Raw genomic sequence first — 13850 nt, forward strand, 5'->3', positions numbered from 1 at the left:
GGGCCCCCTGTGAGTGGTGGCGTGCTGGTGGGGCTTATTGGGGTTGGGGCGGGGGGGGCCCGTACGGGACATCCCGTACGGGCCCACCAGGCCCCAGACCTATGCCTACCCGCTGCAAGGATCGGTCAAAGGCGCTGGCCAGGGCGCCGGGCCAAGACGCTGGCCAAGGCGCCAGGCCAAGACGCTGGCCGAAGGCACTGACCAAGGCGCTGCCAAGGCGCCCGGGCCAAGGTGCTGGCCCAAGGTACTGGCCAAGGCACTGGCCAAGGTGCTGGCCAATGGCGTCAGCCAACGACCTGCGCAGCAGCTTGTTCCCTCCCCGGCCACAAGACCTGACCTGTGCCGTTGGAGGGATCCAACAGCTGCCCCTCAGCTCATTCGGAGCGCGAGGAAGAAATCGAGCTTGTCCTCCAGGCGGGACAGATCGCGGCCGGTGAGCTGCTCGATGCGTCCCACGCGGTAGCGGAGCGTGTTCACATGCAGGTGGAGGCGGGTGGCGCAGCGGGTCCAGGACCCGTCGCAGTCCAGGAACGCCTCCAGGGTGGGGATCAGCTCGGCGCGGTGCCTGCGGTCGTAGTCGCGCAGCGGGTCCAGGAGACGGGCGGTGAAGGCCCGGCGGACGTCGTCCGGGACGAAGGGCAGGAGGAGGACGTGCGAGGCGAGCTCCTCGTGGCCGGCCGCGCAGACCCGGCCGGGGCGGGCGGCGGCGACCCGTCGGGCGTGCCGGGCCTCCTCCAGGGCGCCGCGCAGCCCCTCCGCCGAATGCACGGAGGCGCTGACGCCGACCGTCAGCCGGCCGTCGCCGTCCAGGCCGCGGCTGAGCGGGTCCTGGATGCCGGTGAGCAGAGCGTCGGCGTGCAGACCGGCCACCGAGGTCTCACCGGACTCGTCCGGGACGGCGGGCAGCGGCACCAGCGCCACCGCCTCGTCGCCCGTGTGCGCCACGGCGATGCGGTCGGACGGCTCCGGGCCGAACGTGCCGGGGTCGACCAGCACCTCCTCCAGCAGGGCCTGTGCCACCGGGCCGCCGGGGAGGTCGCCGCCCTCCCACTCGACCCGGGCCACCACGATCTGCCAGTGCGGGGCGGTGCCGAGACCGGGCAGCAGCACCGGGGCCGCCACCCGCAGACGGGCCGCGATCTCGGCGGGCGGCGCGCCGGTCTGGACGAGCTCCAGCACCTCTTGGGCGAGCCGCCGGCGGACCGTACGCGCCGCATCGCGCCGGTCGCGTTCCACGGCGATCAGCTGGGTGACGCCGGTCAGCAGGTCGAGGCGCTCCGCGGACCAGTCCCCGGCGTCCGCCTCGACGGCCAGCAGCCAGTCCGAGAGCAGCGTCTCGCGCAGATCGCGGCCGTCGTAGCGGATCGGGAACAGTGAGTAGGTGGCATTGCCGAGGGTGACGCGGTGCGGGCCGCGGCGGCCGGTGCGGGAGGCGGCCAGATGCTCGCCCGCGAGCCGGGCGGCCAGCTCGCCGGGCAGCTCGGGCCCGGAGTCCGCCAGCGTCGAACCGGCGATCTGCCGTCCGGTGGGGGACAGCACCCAGGCCCGCAGGTCCAGGTCGGAGCCGAGCAGGTCCAGGACCACCTCGGGGCCGCCGCCCGCCGGGCCCGACGTCATCAGCCGCCGGTGCCGGTCCACCACGGCGGCCAGATCACCGGCCCGTTCGCTGGAGACCTGGCGGACGACATGTTCGGTGATGGAGGCGAACGAGACGTCCTCGACGACCGAGAACAGCGGCAGCCGGTGCCGGGCGCAGGCCTGCACCAGGTCGTCCGGGATGGCGCCCAGCTCCGCCTCGCCCGCCGCGAGCCCGGCGACGCCGGCGCCGGCCAGGATGCGGACGAACCGCTCGGAGTCGTCCGGCTCGCGCCGCCAGGCGAGGCCGGTCAGTACCAGCTCGCCGCCGGACAGATACCGGCTGGGATCACGCAGATCCGTGGTCATCACGCCGCGTACCGTGCGGTCCAGCTCTTCCTCGCCCCCGAGAAGCCGCAGGCCGAGGGTGTTCGTTTCCAGGAGTGCGCGGAGCCGCATGTCCTCGCCCGCCGATCTTTGCTGTCTGGTGTTGCCGGTGGAATGCCGCGAGGTTTCGGAGCCTCGTCTTTCGTTCGAATCTACAAGACGGGCCCCTTGGCCAGCCAACCGCTTCATGGTTTCCGTGACTGCACCGGGTGGGCTGCGGGCGCGTTCACTAAGCCCAAGCTCGTTAACAAGACATGAACAGCTCGATGGCGACGAGGGCCGAAGGTCCTCACCATGAGCAGCGAGCGACCGATTCGTAGAAGAGGCCACCCATGGACTTCCTTCGCCCCGCCAGCTGGGAGGAGGCACTCGCCGCTAAGGCCGAGCACCCCACCGCTGTGCCCATCGCGGGCGGCACGGATGTGATGGTCGAGATCAATTTCGACCACCGCCGCCCCGAATACCTGCTCGACCTGAACCGTATCGGTGACCTCGGCGAGTGGGAGGTCGGGGAGAAGACCGTACGCCTGGGTGCCTCCGTGTCCTACACGAACATCATGGAGAACCTGCGGACCGAGCTGCCGGGTCTGGCGCTGGCCTCGCACACCGTGGCGTCCCCGCAGATCCGCAACCGCGGCGGCGTCGGCGGCAACCTCGGCACCGCCTCCCCGGCCGGTGACGCGCACCCCGCGCTGCTCGCCTCCGGCGGTGAGGTCGAGGTCGAGTCGGTGCGCGGGGGCGTCCGAATGATCCCGATCGATGAGTTCTACGTGGGCGTCAAGCGCAACGCGATGGAGCCCGACGAGCTCATCCGCGCGGTGCATCTGCCCATCGCCGACGGCCCGCAGCAGTTCTCCAAGGTCGGCACCCGCAACGCCATGGTGATCGCGGTGTGCGCCTTCGGTATCGCGCTGCACCCCGAGACCCGGACCGTACGGACCGGCATCGGCTCCGCCGCGCCCACCCCCGTACGGGCCCGTGAGGCCGAGGACTTCCTCGCCGCGGCGCTGGAGGACGGCGGCTTCTGGGAGTCCGGCGCCCCCGTCCCGCCGTCCGTCGCGAAGCAGTTCGCGCAGCTCGCGTCCGGCGCCTGCAACCCGATCGACGATGTGCGCGGCAGCGCCAAGTACCGCCGCCACGCGGTCGGCATCATGGCGCGCCGCACCCTTGGCTGGACCTGGGAGTCCTACCGCGGCAACGAGAGGAGCACACAGTGCGCGTGAACTTCACCGTCAACGGCCGCGAGCAGCAGGCCGACGACGTCTGGGAAGGCGAGAGCCTGCTGTACGTCCTCCGTGAGCGGATGGGCCTGCCGGGCTCCAAGAACGCCTGTGAGCAGGGCGAATGCGGTTCCTGCACGGTCCGTCTGGACGGCGTGCCGGTCTGTTCGTGTCTGGTTGCCGCCGGTCAGGTCGAGGGCCGCGACGTGGTCACCGTCGAGGGCCTGGCGGACTACGCCAAGCAGCGCGCCGAGCACGGCGGTTGTGGCACCGGCGCCTGCGGTACGAGCGTGGACCAGGCCAGGCGGTGGCAGGCCAAGCCGGCCGCCTCCGCCGACAGCCAGACCGGTGAGCAGGGCACCCTCCCGCATGCGACGCTTTCGCCGATCCAGCAGGCGTTCATCGACGCCGGCGCGGTCCAGTGCGGTTTCTGCACCCCGGGCCTGCTGGTCGCCGCCGACGAACTGCTGGAGCGCAACGACTCCCCGTCGGACGCCGACATCCGTGAGGCGCTGTCGGGCAACCTGTGCCGCTGCACGGGCTACGAGACGATCCTCGACGCGGTGCGGCTGGCGGCCGCCCGCGGCGAGAACCGGACCGCCGGACAGGGGGTCTGACCACCATGGGCGACGCAACATTCGCGGTCGGCGCCGCAGGTCGCACACCCACCAAGATCACGCAGGGTGTGCAGGGCGGCAAGACCAAGGCGGGTATCGGGGAGTCGACGCTGCGGCCCGACGGCACCCTCAAGGTGACCGGCGAGTTCGCGTACTCCTCGGACATGTGGCACGAGGACATGCTGTGGGGCTTCACGCTCCGCTCCACCGTCGCGCACGCCGAGATCAAGTCGATCGACACGTCCGAGGCGCTGGCGACCTCCGGTGTCTACGCCGTCCTCACCTACGACGACCTGCCCACCGACGTGAAGAACTACGGCCTGGAGATCCAGGACACGCCGGTTCTCGCACACGGCAAGGTCCGCCACCACGGCGAGCCGGTGGCCCTGGTCGCCGCCGACCACCCGGAGACCGCCCGCCGCGCGGCCGCCAAGATCAAGATCGAGTACGTCGAGCTGCCGGTCGTCACCGACGAGGCCTCGGCGACCGCCGAGGGCGCGCCGCTGATCCACGAGGGCCGCGCCGACCACCACGCGGGTCACGTACCGCACCCGAACATCGTGCACCGCCAGCCGATCATCCGCGGCAACGCCGACGAGGCCGCCAAGAAGGCCGATGTCATCGTCTCCGGCGAGTATGTCTTCGGCATGCAGGACCAGGCCTTCCTCGGCCCGGAGTCCGGCCTCGCGGTGCCCGGTGAGGACGGCGGCGTCGACCTGTACGTCGCCACCCAGTGGTTGCACTCCGACCTCCGCCAGATCGCCCCGGTCCTCGGCCTGCCCGAGGAGAAGGTGCGGATGACGCTCTCCGGCGTCGGCGGTGCGTTCGGCGGCCGCGAGGACCTGTCGATGCAGATCCACGCCTGCCTCCTGGCGCTGCGCACCGGCAAGCCCGTCAAGATCGTCTACGACCGGTTCGAGTCCTTCTTCGGGCACGTCCACCGGCACCCGGCGAAGCTCTGGTACGAGCACGGCGCCACCAAGGACGGCAAGCTCACGCACCTGAAGTGCCGCATCGTGCTGGACGGCGGCGCCTACGCCTCCGCCTCCCCGGCCGTCGTCGGCAACGCCTCGTCCCTCTCGGTCGGCCCGTACGTCGTCGACGACGTCGAGATCGAGGCCCTCGCGCTGTACTCCAACAACCCGCCCTGCGGCGCGATGCGCGGCTTCGGCGCGGTCCAGGCGTGCTTCGCCTACGAGGCGCAGATGGACAAGCTCGCCAAGAAGCTGGGCATGGACCCGGTCGAGTTCCGGCAGCTCAACGCCATGGAACAGGGCACGATCATGCCCACCGGCCAGCCGGTCGATTCCCCGGCCCCGGTCGCCGAAATCCTGCGCCGGGTCAAGGCGATGCCGCTTCCTCCGGAGCAGCAGTGGCTGGCGGCCGGTGAGGGCCCCGATGTCCGCGCGCTGCCCGGCGGCCTGTCCAACACCACCCACGGCGAGGGCGTGGTCCGCGGTATCGGCTACGCCGTCGGCATCAAGAACGTCGGCTTCTCCGAGGGCTTCGACGACTACTCCACCGCCCGGGTGCGCATGGAGGTCATCGGCGGCGAGCCGGTCGCCACCGTCCACACCGCGATGGCGGAGGTCGGCCAGGGCGGCATCACCGTGCACGCCCAGATCGCCCGTACGGAACTGGGCGTCCAGCAGGTCACCATCCACCCGGCCGACACCCGGGTCGGCTCGGCCGGCTCCACCTCCGCCTCCCGGCAGACCTACATGACCGGCGGCGCGGTGAAGAACACCTGCGAGGCCGTCCGCGAGAAGGTCCTGGAGATCGGCCGTGCCAAGTTCGGTACCTACCACCCCGCGTGGGCCACCGCCGAGCTGCTGCTGGAAGGCGGCAAGGTCGTCACCGACGGCGGCGAGGTCCTCGCCGAGCTGGCGGACGTCCTGGAGGGCGAGGCGGTCGACCTGGAGCTGGAGTTCCGACACCGGCCCACCGAGGCGTTCGACCCGGTCACCGGCCAGGGCAACGGCCATGTCCAGTACTCGTTCGCCGCGCACCGCGCGGTCGTCGAGGTGGACACCGAGCTCGGCCTGGTGAAGGTCATCGAGCTGGCCTGTGCCCAGGACGTCGGCAAGGCGCTCAACCCACTCTCCGTCGTCGGCCAGATCCAGGGTGGTACCACCCAGGGCCTGGGCGTGGCGGTCATGGAAGAGATCATCGTCGACCCGAAGACCGCGAAGGTGCGCAACCCCTCCTTCACGGACTACCTCATCCCCACGATCCTCGACACGCCGACCATCCCGGTCGATGTGCTCGAACTCGCCGACGACAACGCCCCGTACGGGCTGCGCGGCATCGGCGAGGCCCCCACCCTCTCGTCCACTCCGGCCGTCCTCGCGGCGATCCGGAACGCGACCGGGCTGGAGCTCAACAAGACGCCGGTACGCCCCGAGCACCTCACCGGCACATAACGCACAACCGAATCCCTGCTGACAACTGAATCCCTGGGGGCCAGCCCCCGACACTCCGGGGGCGACCCCGGAAACCCTCTGGGGGGCGACCCCCGGACCTCCGAACCTCCGGGCGGTGCGTGACTAGGGGTGTCCCTGTCCGTCCTCCTCCGCGTACCGCCCGGAGCCCACGTAGCAACACCGCAGTCGCTGCCCGGCGTACCACGTTGGCAGTACCCACGTTCGTCTCGGGCCGTCCCCCGGGTCGTGCAGCCGAAGTTCCATCCCAAATCTCGCACTTGATGCGGGTGTCCCATTGAACCTTGGGAGTCAGGCACCATGACCCAGCAGTCCACAGAGCCGAAGATCACGGCGGAAGACGCAGGCGAGGGCACGCGTCAGCCCGCCGGCCGGTCTTGGCTCGACCGGTACTTCCACATAACCGACAGAGGATCGACGATCTCGCGCGAGGTGCGCGGCGGCATCACCACCTTCATGGCGATGGCGTACATCCTCCTCCTGAACCCCATTCTTCTGGGCGGGCCGGACGCCAGCGGCCACACGCTGAGCCCGACCGCAGTCATCACCGCGACAGCATTCGCCGCCGCCTTCACCACCCTCCTGATGGGATTTGTGGGCAAGGTACCGCTGGCTCTGGCGGCCGGACTCAACGTCTCGGCGGCCCTGGCCGGTCAGGTGATCAAGGACCTGACCTGGCCGCAGGCCATGGGTCTGTGCGTCATGTACGGCGTAGTGATCATGCTTCTGGTGCTCACCGGGCTCCGAGAGCTCATCATGAACGCCATCCCGCTGCCGCTGAAGCACGGCATCACCATGGGCATCGGCATGTTCGTCGCCATGATCGGCCTGTTCAAGGCCGGCTTCGTCGGCAAGGGACCGGAGCACGGTCCGCCGGTCACGCTGGGCCTCGACGGAGCGCTCCAGGGCTGGCCCGTACTGTTCTTCGCCATCACCCTGCTGCTCATCTTCATGCTGCAGGCCCGGAACGTCCCCGGCGCGATCCTCATCGGCATCACCGTCGGCACGGTCCTCGCCGTGGTGGCCAACGCCGTCGGCGTCACGAACGTGAAGGACTGGGGCGGCGCCGCCCCGGCGCTGCCCGGCAACCCGGTGTCCACCCCCGACTTCAGTCTCTTCGGCGACGTCGAGTTCGGCGGCTGGCAGGAGATCGGCGCCCTGGGCGTGGGCATGCTCGTCTTCACCCTGGTGCTGGCCGGCTTCTTCGACGCCATGGCCACGATCATCGGTGTCGGCACCGAGGCCAAGCTGACCGACTCCCAGGGCCGGATGCCCGGCCTGAGCAAGGCCCTGCTGGTCGACGGTGCGGGCGGTGCGGTCGGCGGTGTCGCCGGCGCCTCCGGCCAGACCGTCTTCATCGAGTCGGCGACCGGTGTCGGCGAGGGCGCCCGTACGGGCCTGTCCAGCGTCGTCACGGGTGCGTTCTTCGCACTGTGTCTGTTCTTCACCCCGGTGACGCAGATCGTGCCGGGAGCGGTGGCTTCCGCCGCCCTCGTCGTCATCGGCGCGATGATGATGAGTGCCGCCAGCCACGTGGACTGGCGGGACCGCTCGGTGGCCATCCCGGTCTTCCTGACCGTCGGCCTGATGCCCTTCACCTTCTCCATCACCGCAGGTGTCGGTGCGGGCGTCATCGCCTACACCGCCATCAAGGCGGCGCAGGGCAAGTGGCGTGACGTCGGCGTGTTCATGTGGGTTCTCACCGGCATCTTCGCCGTCTTCTTCGCCCTGCACCCGATCGAGCAGCTGATGGGAGTCAAGTAACCGCCCGCCCGCTCCACCATCCGTAAGGAGACCGACATGCTGGACATCGCCGAAGAGCTGAACCGGTGGGTCGAGCAGGGACGCGACTTCGCGGTGGCCACCGTGGTGGCCACCAACGGGAGCGCGCCCCGCCAGCCCGGAGCCGCCCTCGCCGTCGACACCGACGGCACGGCGATCGGGTCGGTCTCCGGAGGATGCGTGGAGGGAGCGGTGTACGAGCTGTGCCAGGAGGCGCTGCAGACCGGTGAACCGGTCCTGGAGCGCTTCGGCTACAGCGACGAGGATGCCTTCGCCGTCGGCCTGACCTGCGGCGGCGTCATCGACATCCTCGTCACCCCGGTACGGACGAGCGCCCCCGGATCCGCCCGCGACAGCGGATCCGCGGGGGAACCGGTGGACAGCACCTCCGACACGCTCGCCGCCGCGCTGGCCGCAGCCGCCAAGGGGGAGGCGGCGGCGGTCGCCCGGATCATCGACGGCCCCGCCGAACTCCTCGGCCGCGCCCTGCTCGTCCGCCTAGACGGTAGCCACACCGGCAGCCTCGGCGGCCACCCCGCCCTCGACCACACGGCCATCGAGCAGACCCGCGCACTGCTGGACGCCGGACGCACCACCACCATCGAGATCGGCGCGGACGGCTCCCGGTGCGGCCGGCCGGTCGTCCTCCTCGTCGAATCCTCCGTCCCCGCCCCCCGGATGATCGTCTTCGGCGCCATCGACTTCGCGTCCGCCCTGGTCAAGGTCGGCAAGTTCCTCAACTACCACGTCACGGTCTGCGACGCCCGCCCCGTCTTCGCCACGCGGACCCGCTTCCCCGAAGCCGACGACATCGTCGTCGACTGGCCCCACCGATACCTGGACTCCCAGGACCTGGACTCCCGCACGGTCCTCTGCGTCCTCACCCACGACGCCAAGTTCGACGTCCCGCTCCTGGAACGCGCCCTCAAACTCCCCCTCGCGTACGTAGGGGCGATGGGCTCCCGCCGCACCCACCTGGACCGCCTTCAGCGCCTGCGCGACGTGGGCCTCACCGAGCTCGAACTGAACCGCCTGCGCTCGCCGATCGGCCTCGACCTGGGCGCGCGCACCCCTGAGGAAACCGCCTTGGCCATCGCAGCGGAAATCGTCGCCAACCGGCGCGGCGGCACGGGCGTACCGCTCACCGGGGCGCACACCCCGATCCACCATGGCGGGACGCGGCCGGTGGGGAGAATAGGGTCGGTGGCTTGACGGGGCTCACGGCCTTGTGGCTTCTCACAAGCCGGAGCAGTCCGTCGGCGTCAGGACCGACGCCCCGAAGCCCCAACACCCTTGCGGACAATAACTGTCCGCAAGGGGAAGTACCGTCGTCGCCATGACGCAGCGCCCCGCCCCTGTACTCACCGCCCGCGCCCTCGGCCGAGCCACCCTGGAACGTCAACTCCTGCTCCGCCGCAGCGAGATGACCGCATTCGACGCGGTGGAGTGGCTGCTCGGGCTCCAGGCCCAGTCGCCGCGCCCGCCGTACTACGCGCTCGCCGCCCGGCTGGCCGGTTTCCGTCCGCAGGAGCTGTCCGGCCTGCTGGAGACCCGGCAGGCGGTACGTATCTCGGTGATGCGCTCCACCATCCACCTGGTGAGCGCCCGGGACGCCCGGCTGCTGCGGTCGCTCACCGAGTCCGTGCACGACCGCACCCTGCGCGGCAACTTCAGCAAACAGCTGGTCGGGGTCGATCTGGACCGGCTTGCCGCAGTGGCTCGTACGCTCGTCGAGGAGCGGCCGCTGACCTTCAAGGAGCTGGGCGAGCGTCTTCAGGAGGAGTGGCCGGAGCGCGACCGCCAGCCGCTCGCCATGGCAGCCCGCCAGTTGCTGCCGCTGGTGCAGGTCACCCCGCGCGCCCTCTGGGGCCGCAGTGGACAGGCCGCGCATACCACTCTTGATGCCTGGCTGGCGCGGGAGCCGGAGTCGGAGTCGGGGCCTCGCGAGCGGGAGCCGCAGCCCCATGAGGGGCCGCAAAGCGCGCTCGGCGCCGTTCTCTTGCGCTATCTGGCCGCGTTCGGACCGGCGTCCGTCAAGGACATGCAGACCTGGTGCGGGCTGACCCGGCTGGGCGAGGTGGTCGATCCCTTGCGGCCGCGGCTGCGTACTTTCCGGGACGAGCACGGGGTGGAGCTCTTCGATCTGCCGGACGCGCCCCTGCCGGACCCGGACACCGAGGCGCCGGTCCGTTTCCTGCCGGAGTTCGACAATGTCGCGCTGTCGCACGCCGACCGCTCCCGGATCATCGCGCCCGAGTGGCACGGGCGCACCTGGGACCGCAATGTCGCCTACCGGTCCTTCCTCGTGGACGGCACGATTCGTGGGCTGTGGGTCGTCCAAGTGGCCGGTGGGATCGCGCAGTTGACCGTTGAACCGTTCGCCCCGCTCACTCGCGCCGAGCGGGCCGCCGTGGAGGACGAGGCGGCCGGAGTTCTGCGGATGACCGCCCCGGATGCGCGGTACGACATCCGGTACGGACAGGTCGCCAAGAGCGCGGCACGGGACGCGTCGTAGTGCGGCAGCAGCGGGGCATTCGCGGGCCGGTCGCGGCGGCCATGGCGGGGAAAACGAGGTGACGGCCCCGGCGCCCCGGGTTAGCGTCCCCGGGTGACTGCGGATACTCGTACGACCAGGGACTGCCGGGACACCCGGCACACGCGGGACATCCGGGATGACGGCCAGGACATCGGGGACGGCTGGGGCGACATCCGGGATATCCCCGAGGCGCAGCTCGACGACGCCCTGGACCTCAGCTACCTCGCGTTCCACCTCAACCCCGGCGACAAACGGCGCAACAACCATCGCGAACTGCTGCGGCGCTGCGCCCGCATCGGGGCCTACGACAGCGAACTGCTCGCCGGACTGGCCGCCGCGCACCCCCTCACCCTCTCCATCCCGGGCGGCCAACTCCCGTGCGCAGCCCTGGACTTCGTCTCCGTCGCGCCCACCCACCGCCGTCGCGGCGTACTGACCTCGATGATGGCCGAGCTATGGCGCCGCTGCGGCACCGACGGACAGCCGCTGTCCTGCCTCTGGGCGTCCGAGAGTGCCATCTACGGCCGCTTCGGCTACGCGCCGGCCAGCGAGGTGTACCGCATCGAGATCGACTCCGCCCGGCCGCTCGCGCTGCGTATCACCCCCGATCGCCGCCCGCTGCGGCTGATCGACCCGGCCGACGCACCCGACGTCCTCGGGCCGCTCTTCGACGCGAGCCTGGCCCACCGCGCCGGGCGGTTCACCCGCGACGCGGCGTGGTGGCGCAAGCAGGTGCTGGACCTCGACGGCGCCCGCGAGAGCGACGGGCCGAACAGCTCCGGCGCTCCGCGCGTGGTGGTACTGGGGGCGCCCGGCGAAGCCCCGGCCGGCTACGCCCTCTACCGGGCGAACGGTCCGGGGGAGACCAGTCCCGGTACGGTCACGGTCGATGAGCTGGAGGCCGAATCCGCGCCGGCCGCCGCTGCCCTGTGGTCGTACCTCGCCTCGATCGACCTGACGACGACCGTACGGGTCCAGGCCCGCCCCGCCGACGACCCGCTCCTGCACTTCGCCGCGGACCGCGACCAGGTTCAGGTCACCCGGCAGGAAATCGGTCTGTGGGTCCGGCTCGTGGACGTCCGCGCCGCACTGACCGCCCGCTCCTGGGCGGCCCCGGTCGACCTGGTCCTCGATCTGCGCGATACGACCCTTCCCGCCAACGCGGGACGGTTCCGGCTGACGGCCGGAGGCGACGGGGCCGAGCCCGGGGCGATCTGGGCGGCGGGTGGTACGGCGACCTGGACGCGGACCGACGAGGAGGCCGATATCTCCCTGGACGTACGGGAGTTGGGCGCCTGCTACCTGGGTGGCACCCGGCTGCGGCACCTCGTACAGGCCGGTCTGGTCACCGAGCACACTCCGGGGGCGGTACGCCGCCTGGACGCCGCGCTGGAGACGGAGTGGCTGCCGTTCACCGCGGAGAACTACTGAGCGGGGAGAGCTACTGAGCGGCGAGATCCACTGAGCGGGGAGAGCTACTGAGTGGAGAGCTACTGAGTGGACTGCGGCGCAGCGGGTGCAACCGGTATGGATCGCCTCCGGCGGCGATGTGACCGGACCCGTGCGCCGGACAGCTCGGCTTCTCGGAGAGTGCGGCGGCATCGATCATGGAGGGATGATGTCGGGGTGGCGGATGCCGCGGCAATGAGATGGAACGGCAGGCCGGGGCCGGGGCCGGGTTCGCGGGGCGAGGTCCGGTTCGGTCCGTTGCCGGGGCCGGGAAGGAGAGAGCGGTCGTGGAGCTGCGACAGGTGCGGTACTTCGTCATGGTCGCGCAGGAGCTGCACTTCGGACGGGCGGCCGAGCGGCTGCACATCGTCCAGTCGGCGGTGAGCCAGCAGGTCCGTCGGCTGGAACGGGAGCTGCAGGCCGAGCTGTTCGACCGTTCGGCGCGCCATGTGCGGCTGACGGCCGTCGGCGAGCGGTTTCTGCCCGAGGCGCGGGCGCTGCTCGCCGCCGAGGAACGCGCCCGCGCCGTGGTCGCCGAGCTGGCCGTCACCCGCGCCACGACCCTCCGCCTGGGGACGAGTACGGGCCTGGGCAGCCACCTGGACCGGGTGCTGGACGCGCTCGCCGGCCTCGCCCCGGAGATCGGCGTGGAATTGGTCGACGCCCACGCCCGGGAGCGTTTCGAACGGGTCACGTCCCGTGAACTGGACGCGGCGTTCGTCCGGGGTGAGGCGGACGGTACGGGGCCGGGCGGCCTGAGTTTCGTCCCGCTGTGGCAGGACCCGCTGGTCGCGGCCGTTCCGGCGCGGCATCCTCTCGCCTCCTCCCCGGGAGCCGTCGCCCTGGCCGATCTCGCCGACGTACCGCTGGTGTTGACCGAACGCCGCAACAACCGTGCCCTGGTCGACCTGGTCGTCACCGCCTGCCATGACGCGGGGTTCGTACCCGTACCCGGCCCCAAGTCAGGCTCCCTGGACAACACCTTGACCGCGATCGGTGCCGCCGGCCCGGCCGATCCGCTGTGGACCGTCGTCTACGCCTCGCACGCCAGCCGGCTGAGCACCCCGAGGGTGGCGTTCCTGCCGTTCCGCAATCCGGGCATGGAGCTGACCACGTACCTTGCCGTGCACCGCACCGACCCGCCCGCCGGGCTCGATGCGCTGCTGCGGGCCTGCGCGGCGACGGGCGAGAACGGTGCCGTTGCGTGAGGGGCGGGAGCGTGCACCCGATCGGAACCTCCGATCTCGATCCGCGATCGCTGCGTGCGCGATCCGCTTCTTGGTCACGAGCCCCGTTCGCGATGGACTGATGTCACACCGGCGGGCACCGGAAACATCCGAATGGCCGCCACTGACAAAGGAGTTCACCATGCCGATCGTCACCGTGCAGCAGGGCCCGCGCAGCGTCGAGCTCAAGCGGGAGCTGGTCAAGCAGATCACCGACGCCTTCGTCGACGCGTACCGGATTCCCGCCGAGACCGTGCAGGTCTGGATCCAGGAGGTCCCCACCGACAGCTGGGGCGCGGCCGGGAAGCTGACCGCCGACAAGTAACCGAGGACATCTCCCGCTCAGGGCACCTCCCGCAGCGCATTGGTCGCGCAGTGCACCTCGCCGCCGCCCACATGCGCCCAGGAGAAGTCCTCCACCCAGTGCACCCGCACGCCCCGGCGGTCGGCCGGCGCCCGGCCTCTTCACGGAAGAGGTCGTGCCCGGCGACCCGGGGGCCGTGCGGGTCGGGAGCGGCGTAGGGCCTGTCCGATGGGTCATGGCCGGGCCCGTCTTCTGCTGCCACGGTCTGGCGCAGCGTGATCGCCCGGGTCAGCTCGCGCGGCGCGGTACCGAA

At 71.1% G+C, this 13850-nt stretch carries 11 protein-coding genes; 9 read left to right on the top strand and 2 right to left on the bottom strand.

Annotation, left to right across the window (positions count from 1 at the left end):
- Positions 1-369 precede the first annotated feature (369 nt).
- Positions 370-2034 carry a PucR family transcriptional regulator ligand-binding domain-containing protein gene (locus AB0I10_RS37505; protein WP_363157230.1) on the bottom strand — a complete coding sequence of 555 codons (1665 nt, stop codon included), beginning with the start codon at positions 2032-2034 and terminating at the stop codon, positions 370-372.
- A gap of 260 nt (positions 2035-2294) precedes the next feature.
- Here AB0I10_RS37505 and AB0I10_RS37510 point away from each other — a divergent pair, with 260 nt between their 5' ends.
- From AB0I10_RS37510 to dmpI, 9 genes are all read left to right on the top strand, one after another.
- On the top strand, positions 2295-3185 hold the full coding sequence (locus AB0I10_RS37510; protein WP_363157231.1) for a xanthine dehydrogenase family protein subunit M: 891 nt from the start codon (positions 2295-2297) through the stop codon (positions 3183-3185).
- Complete coding sequence (locus AB0I10_RS37515) at positions 3176-3799, top strand: (2Fe-2S)-binding protein (protein WP_363157232.1); 624 nt, start codon at positions 3176-3178, stop codon at positions 3797-3799. Before AB0I10_RS37510 ends, AB0I10_RS37515 begins: the two co-directional genes overlap by 10 nt.
- Before the next feature lie 5 nt (positions 3800-3804).
- Positions 3805-6222 carry a molybdopterin cofactor-binding domain-containing protein gene (locus AB0I10_RS37520; protein ID WP_363157233.1) on the top strand — a complete coding sequence of 806 codons (2418 nt, stop codon included), beginning with the start codon at positions 3805-3807 and terminating at the stop codon, positions 6220-6222.
- Positions 6223-6540: 318 nt separating this feature from the next.
- Positions 6541-8004, top strand: coding sequence for an NCS2 family permease (locus AB0I10_RS37525; protein ID WP_363157234.1), 1464 nt, complete (start codon positions 6541-6543; stop codon positions 8002-8004).
- 36 nt (positions 8005-8040) lie between these two features.
- The gene (locus AB0I10_RS37530; RefSeq protein ID WP_363157235.1) at positions 8041-9234 is read left to right on the top strand and encodes an XdhC/CoxI family protein; all 1194 of its coding nucleotides are present in this window, start codon (positions 8041-8043) and stop codon (positions 9232-9234) included.
- Between the two features lie 124 nt (positions 9235-9358).
- The gene (locus tag AB0I10_RS37535; protein WP_363157236.1) at positions 9359-10537 is read left to right on the top strand and encodes a winged helix DNA-binding domain-containing protein; all 1179 of its coding nucleotides are present in this window, start codon (positions 9359-9361) and stop codon (positions 10535-10537) included.
- Between the two features lie 171 nt (positions 10538-10708).
- Positions 10709-11989, top strand: coding sequence for a GNAT family N-acetyltransferase (locus tag AB0I10_RS37540; protein WP_363157239.1), 1281 nt, complete (start codon positions 10709-10711; stop codon positions 11987-11989).
- A gap of 305 nt (positions 11990-12294) precedes the next feature.
- Complete coding sequence (locus tag AB0I10_RS37545) at positions 12295-13215, top strand: LysR family transcriptional regulator (protein WP_363157237.1); 921 nt, start codon at positions 12295-12297, stop codon at positions 13213-13215.
- 160 nt (positions 13216-13375) lie between these two features.
- A complete protein-coding gene (gene dmpI / locus AB0I10_RS37550) occupies positions 13376-13558 on the top strand; it encodes a 4-oxalocrotonate tautomerase DmpI (RefSeq protein WP_136742304.1) in 183 nt (60 codons plus the stop codon).
- Positions 13559-13575: 17 nt separating this feature from the next.
- On the opposite strand, the gene AB0I10_RS37555 is transcribed toward dmpI, so the two are convergent.
- On the bottom strand, positions 13576-13668 hold the full coding sequence (locus AB0I10_RS37555) for a protein-arginine deiminase family protein (protein WP_363157238.1): 93 nt from the start codon (positions 13666-13668) through the stop codon (positions 13576-13578).
- Between the last annotated feature and the right edge of the window lie 182 nt (positions 13669-13850).

The organism is Streptomyces sp. NPDC050636, from assembly GCF_040654775.1.
Lineage (GTDB): Bacteria > Actinomycetota > Actinomycetes > Streptomycetales > Streptomycetaceae > Streptomyces.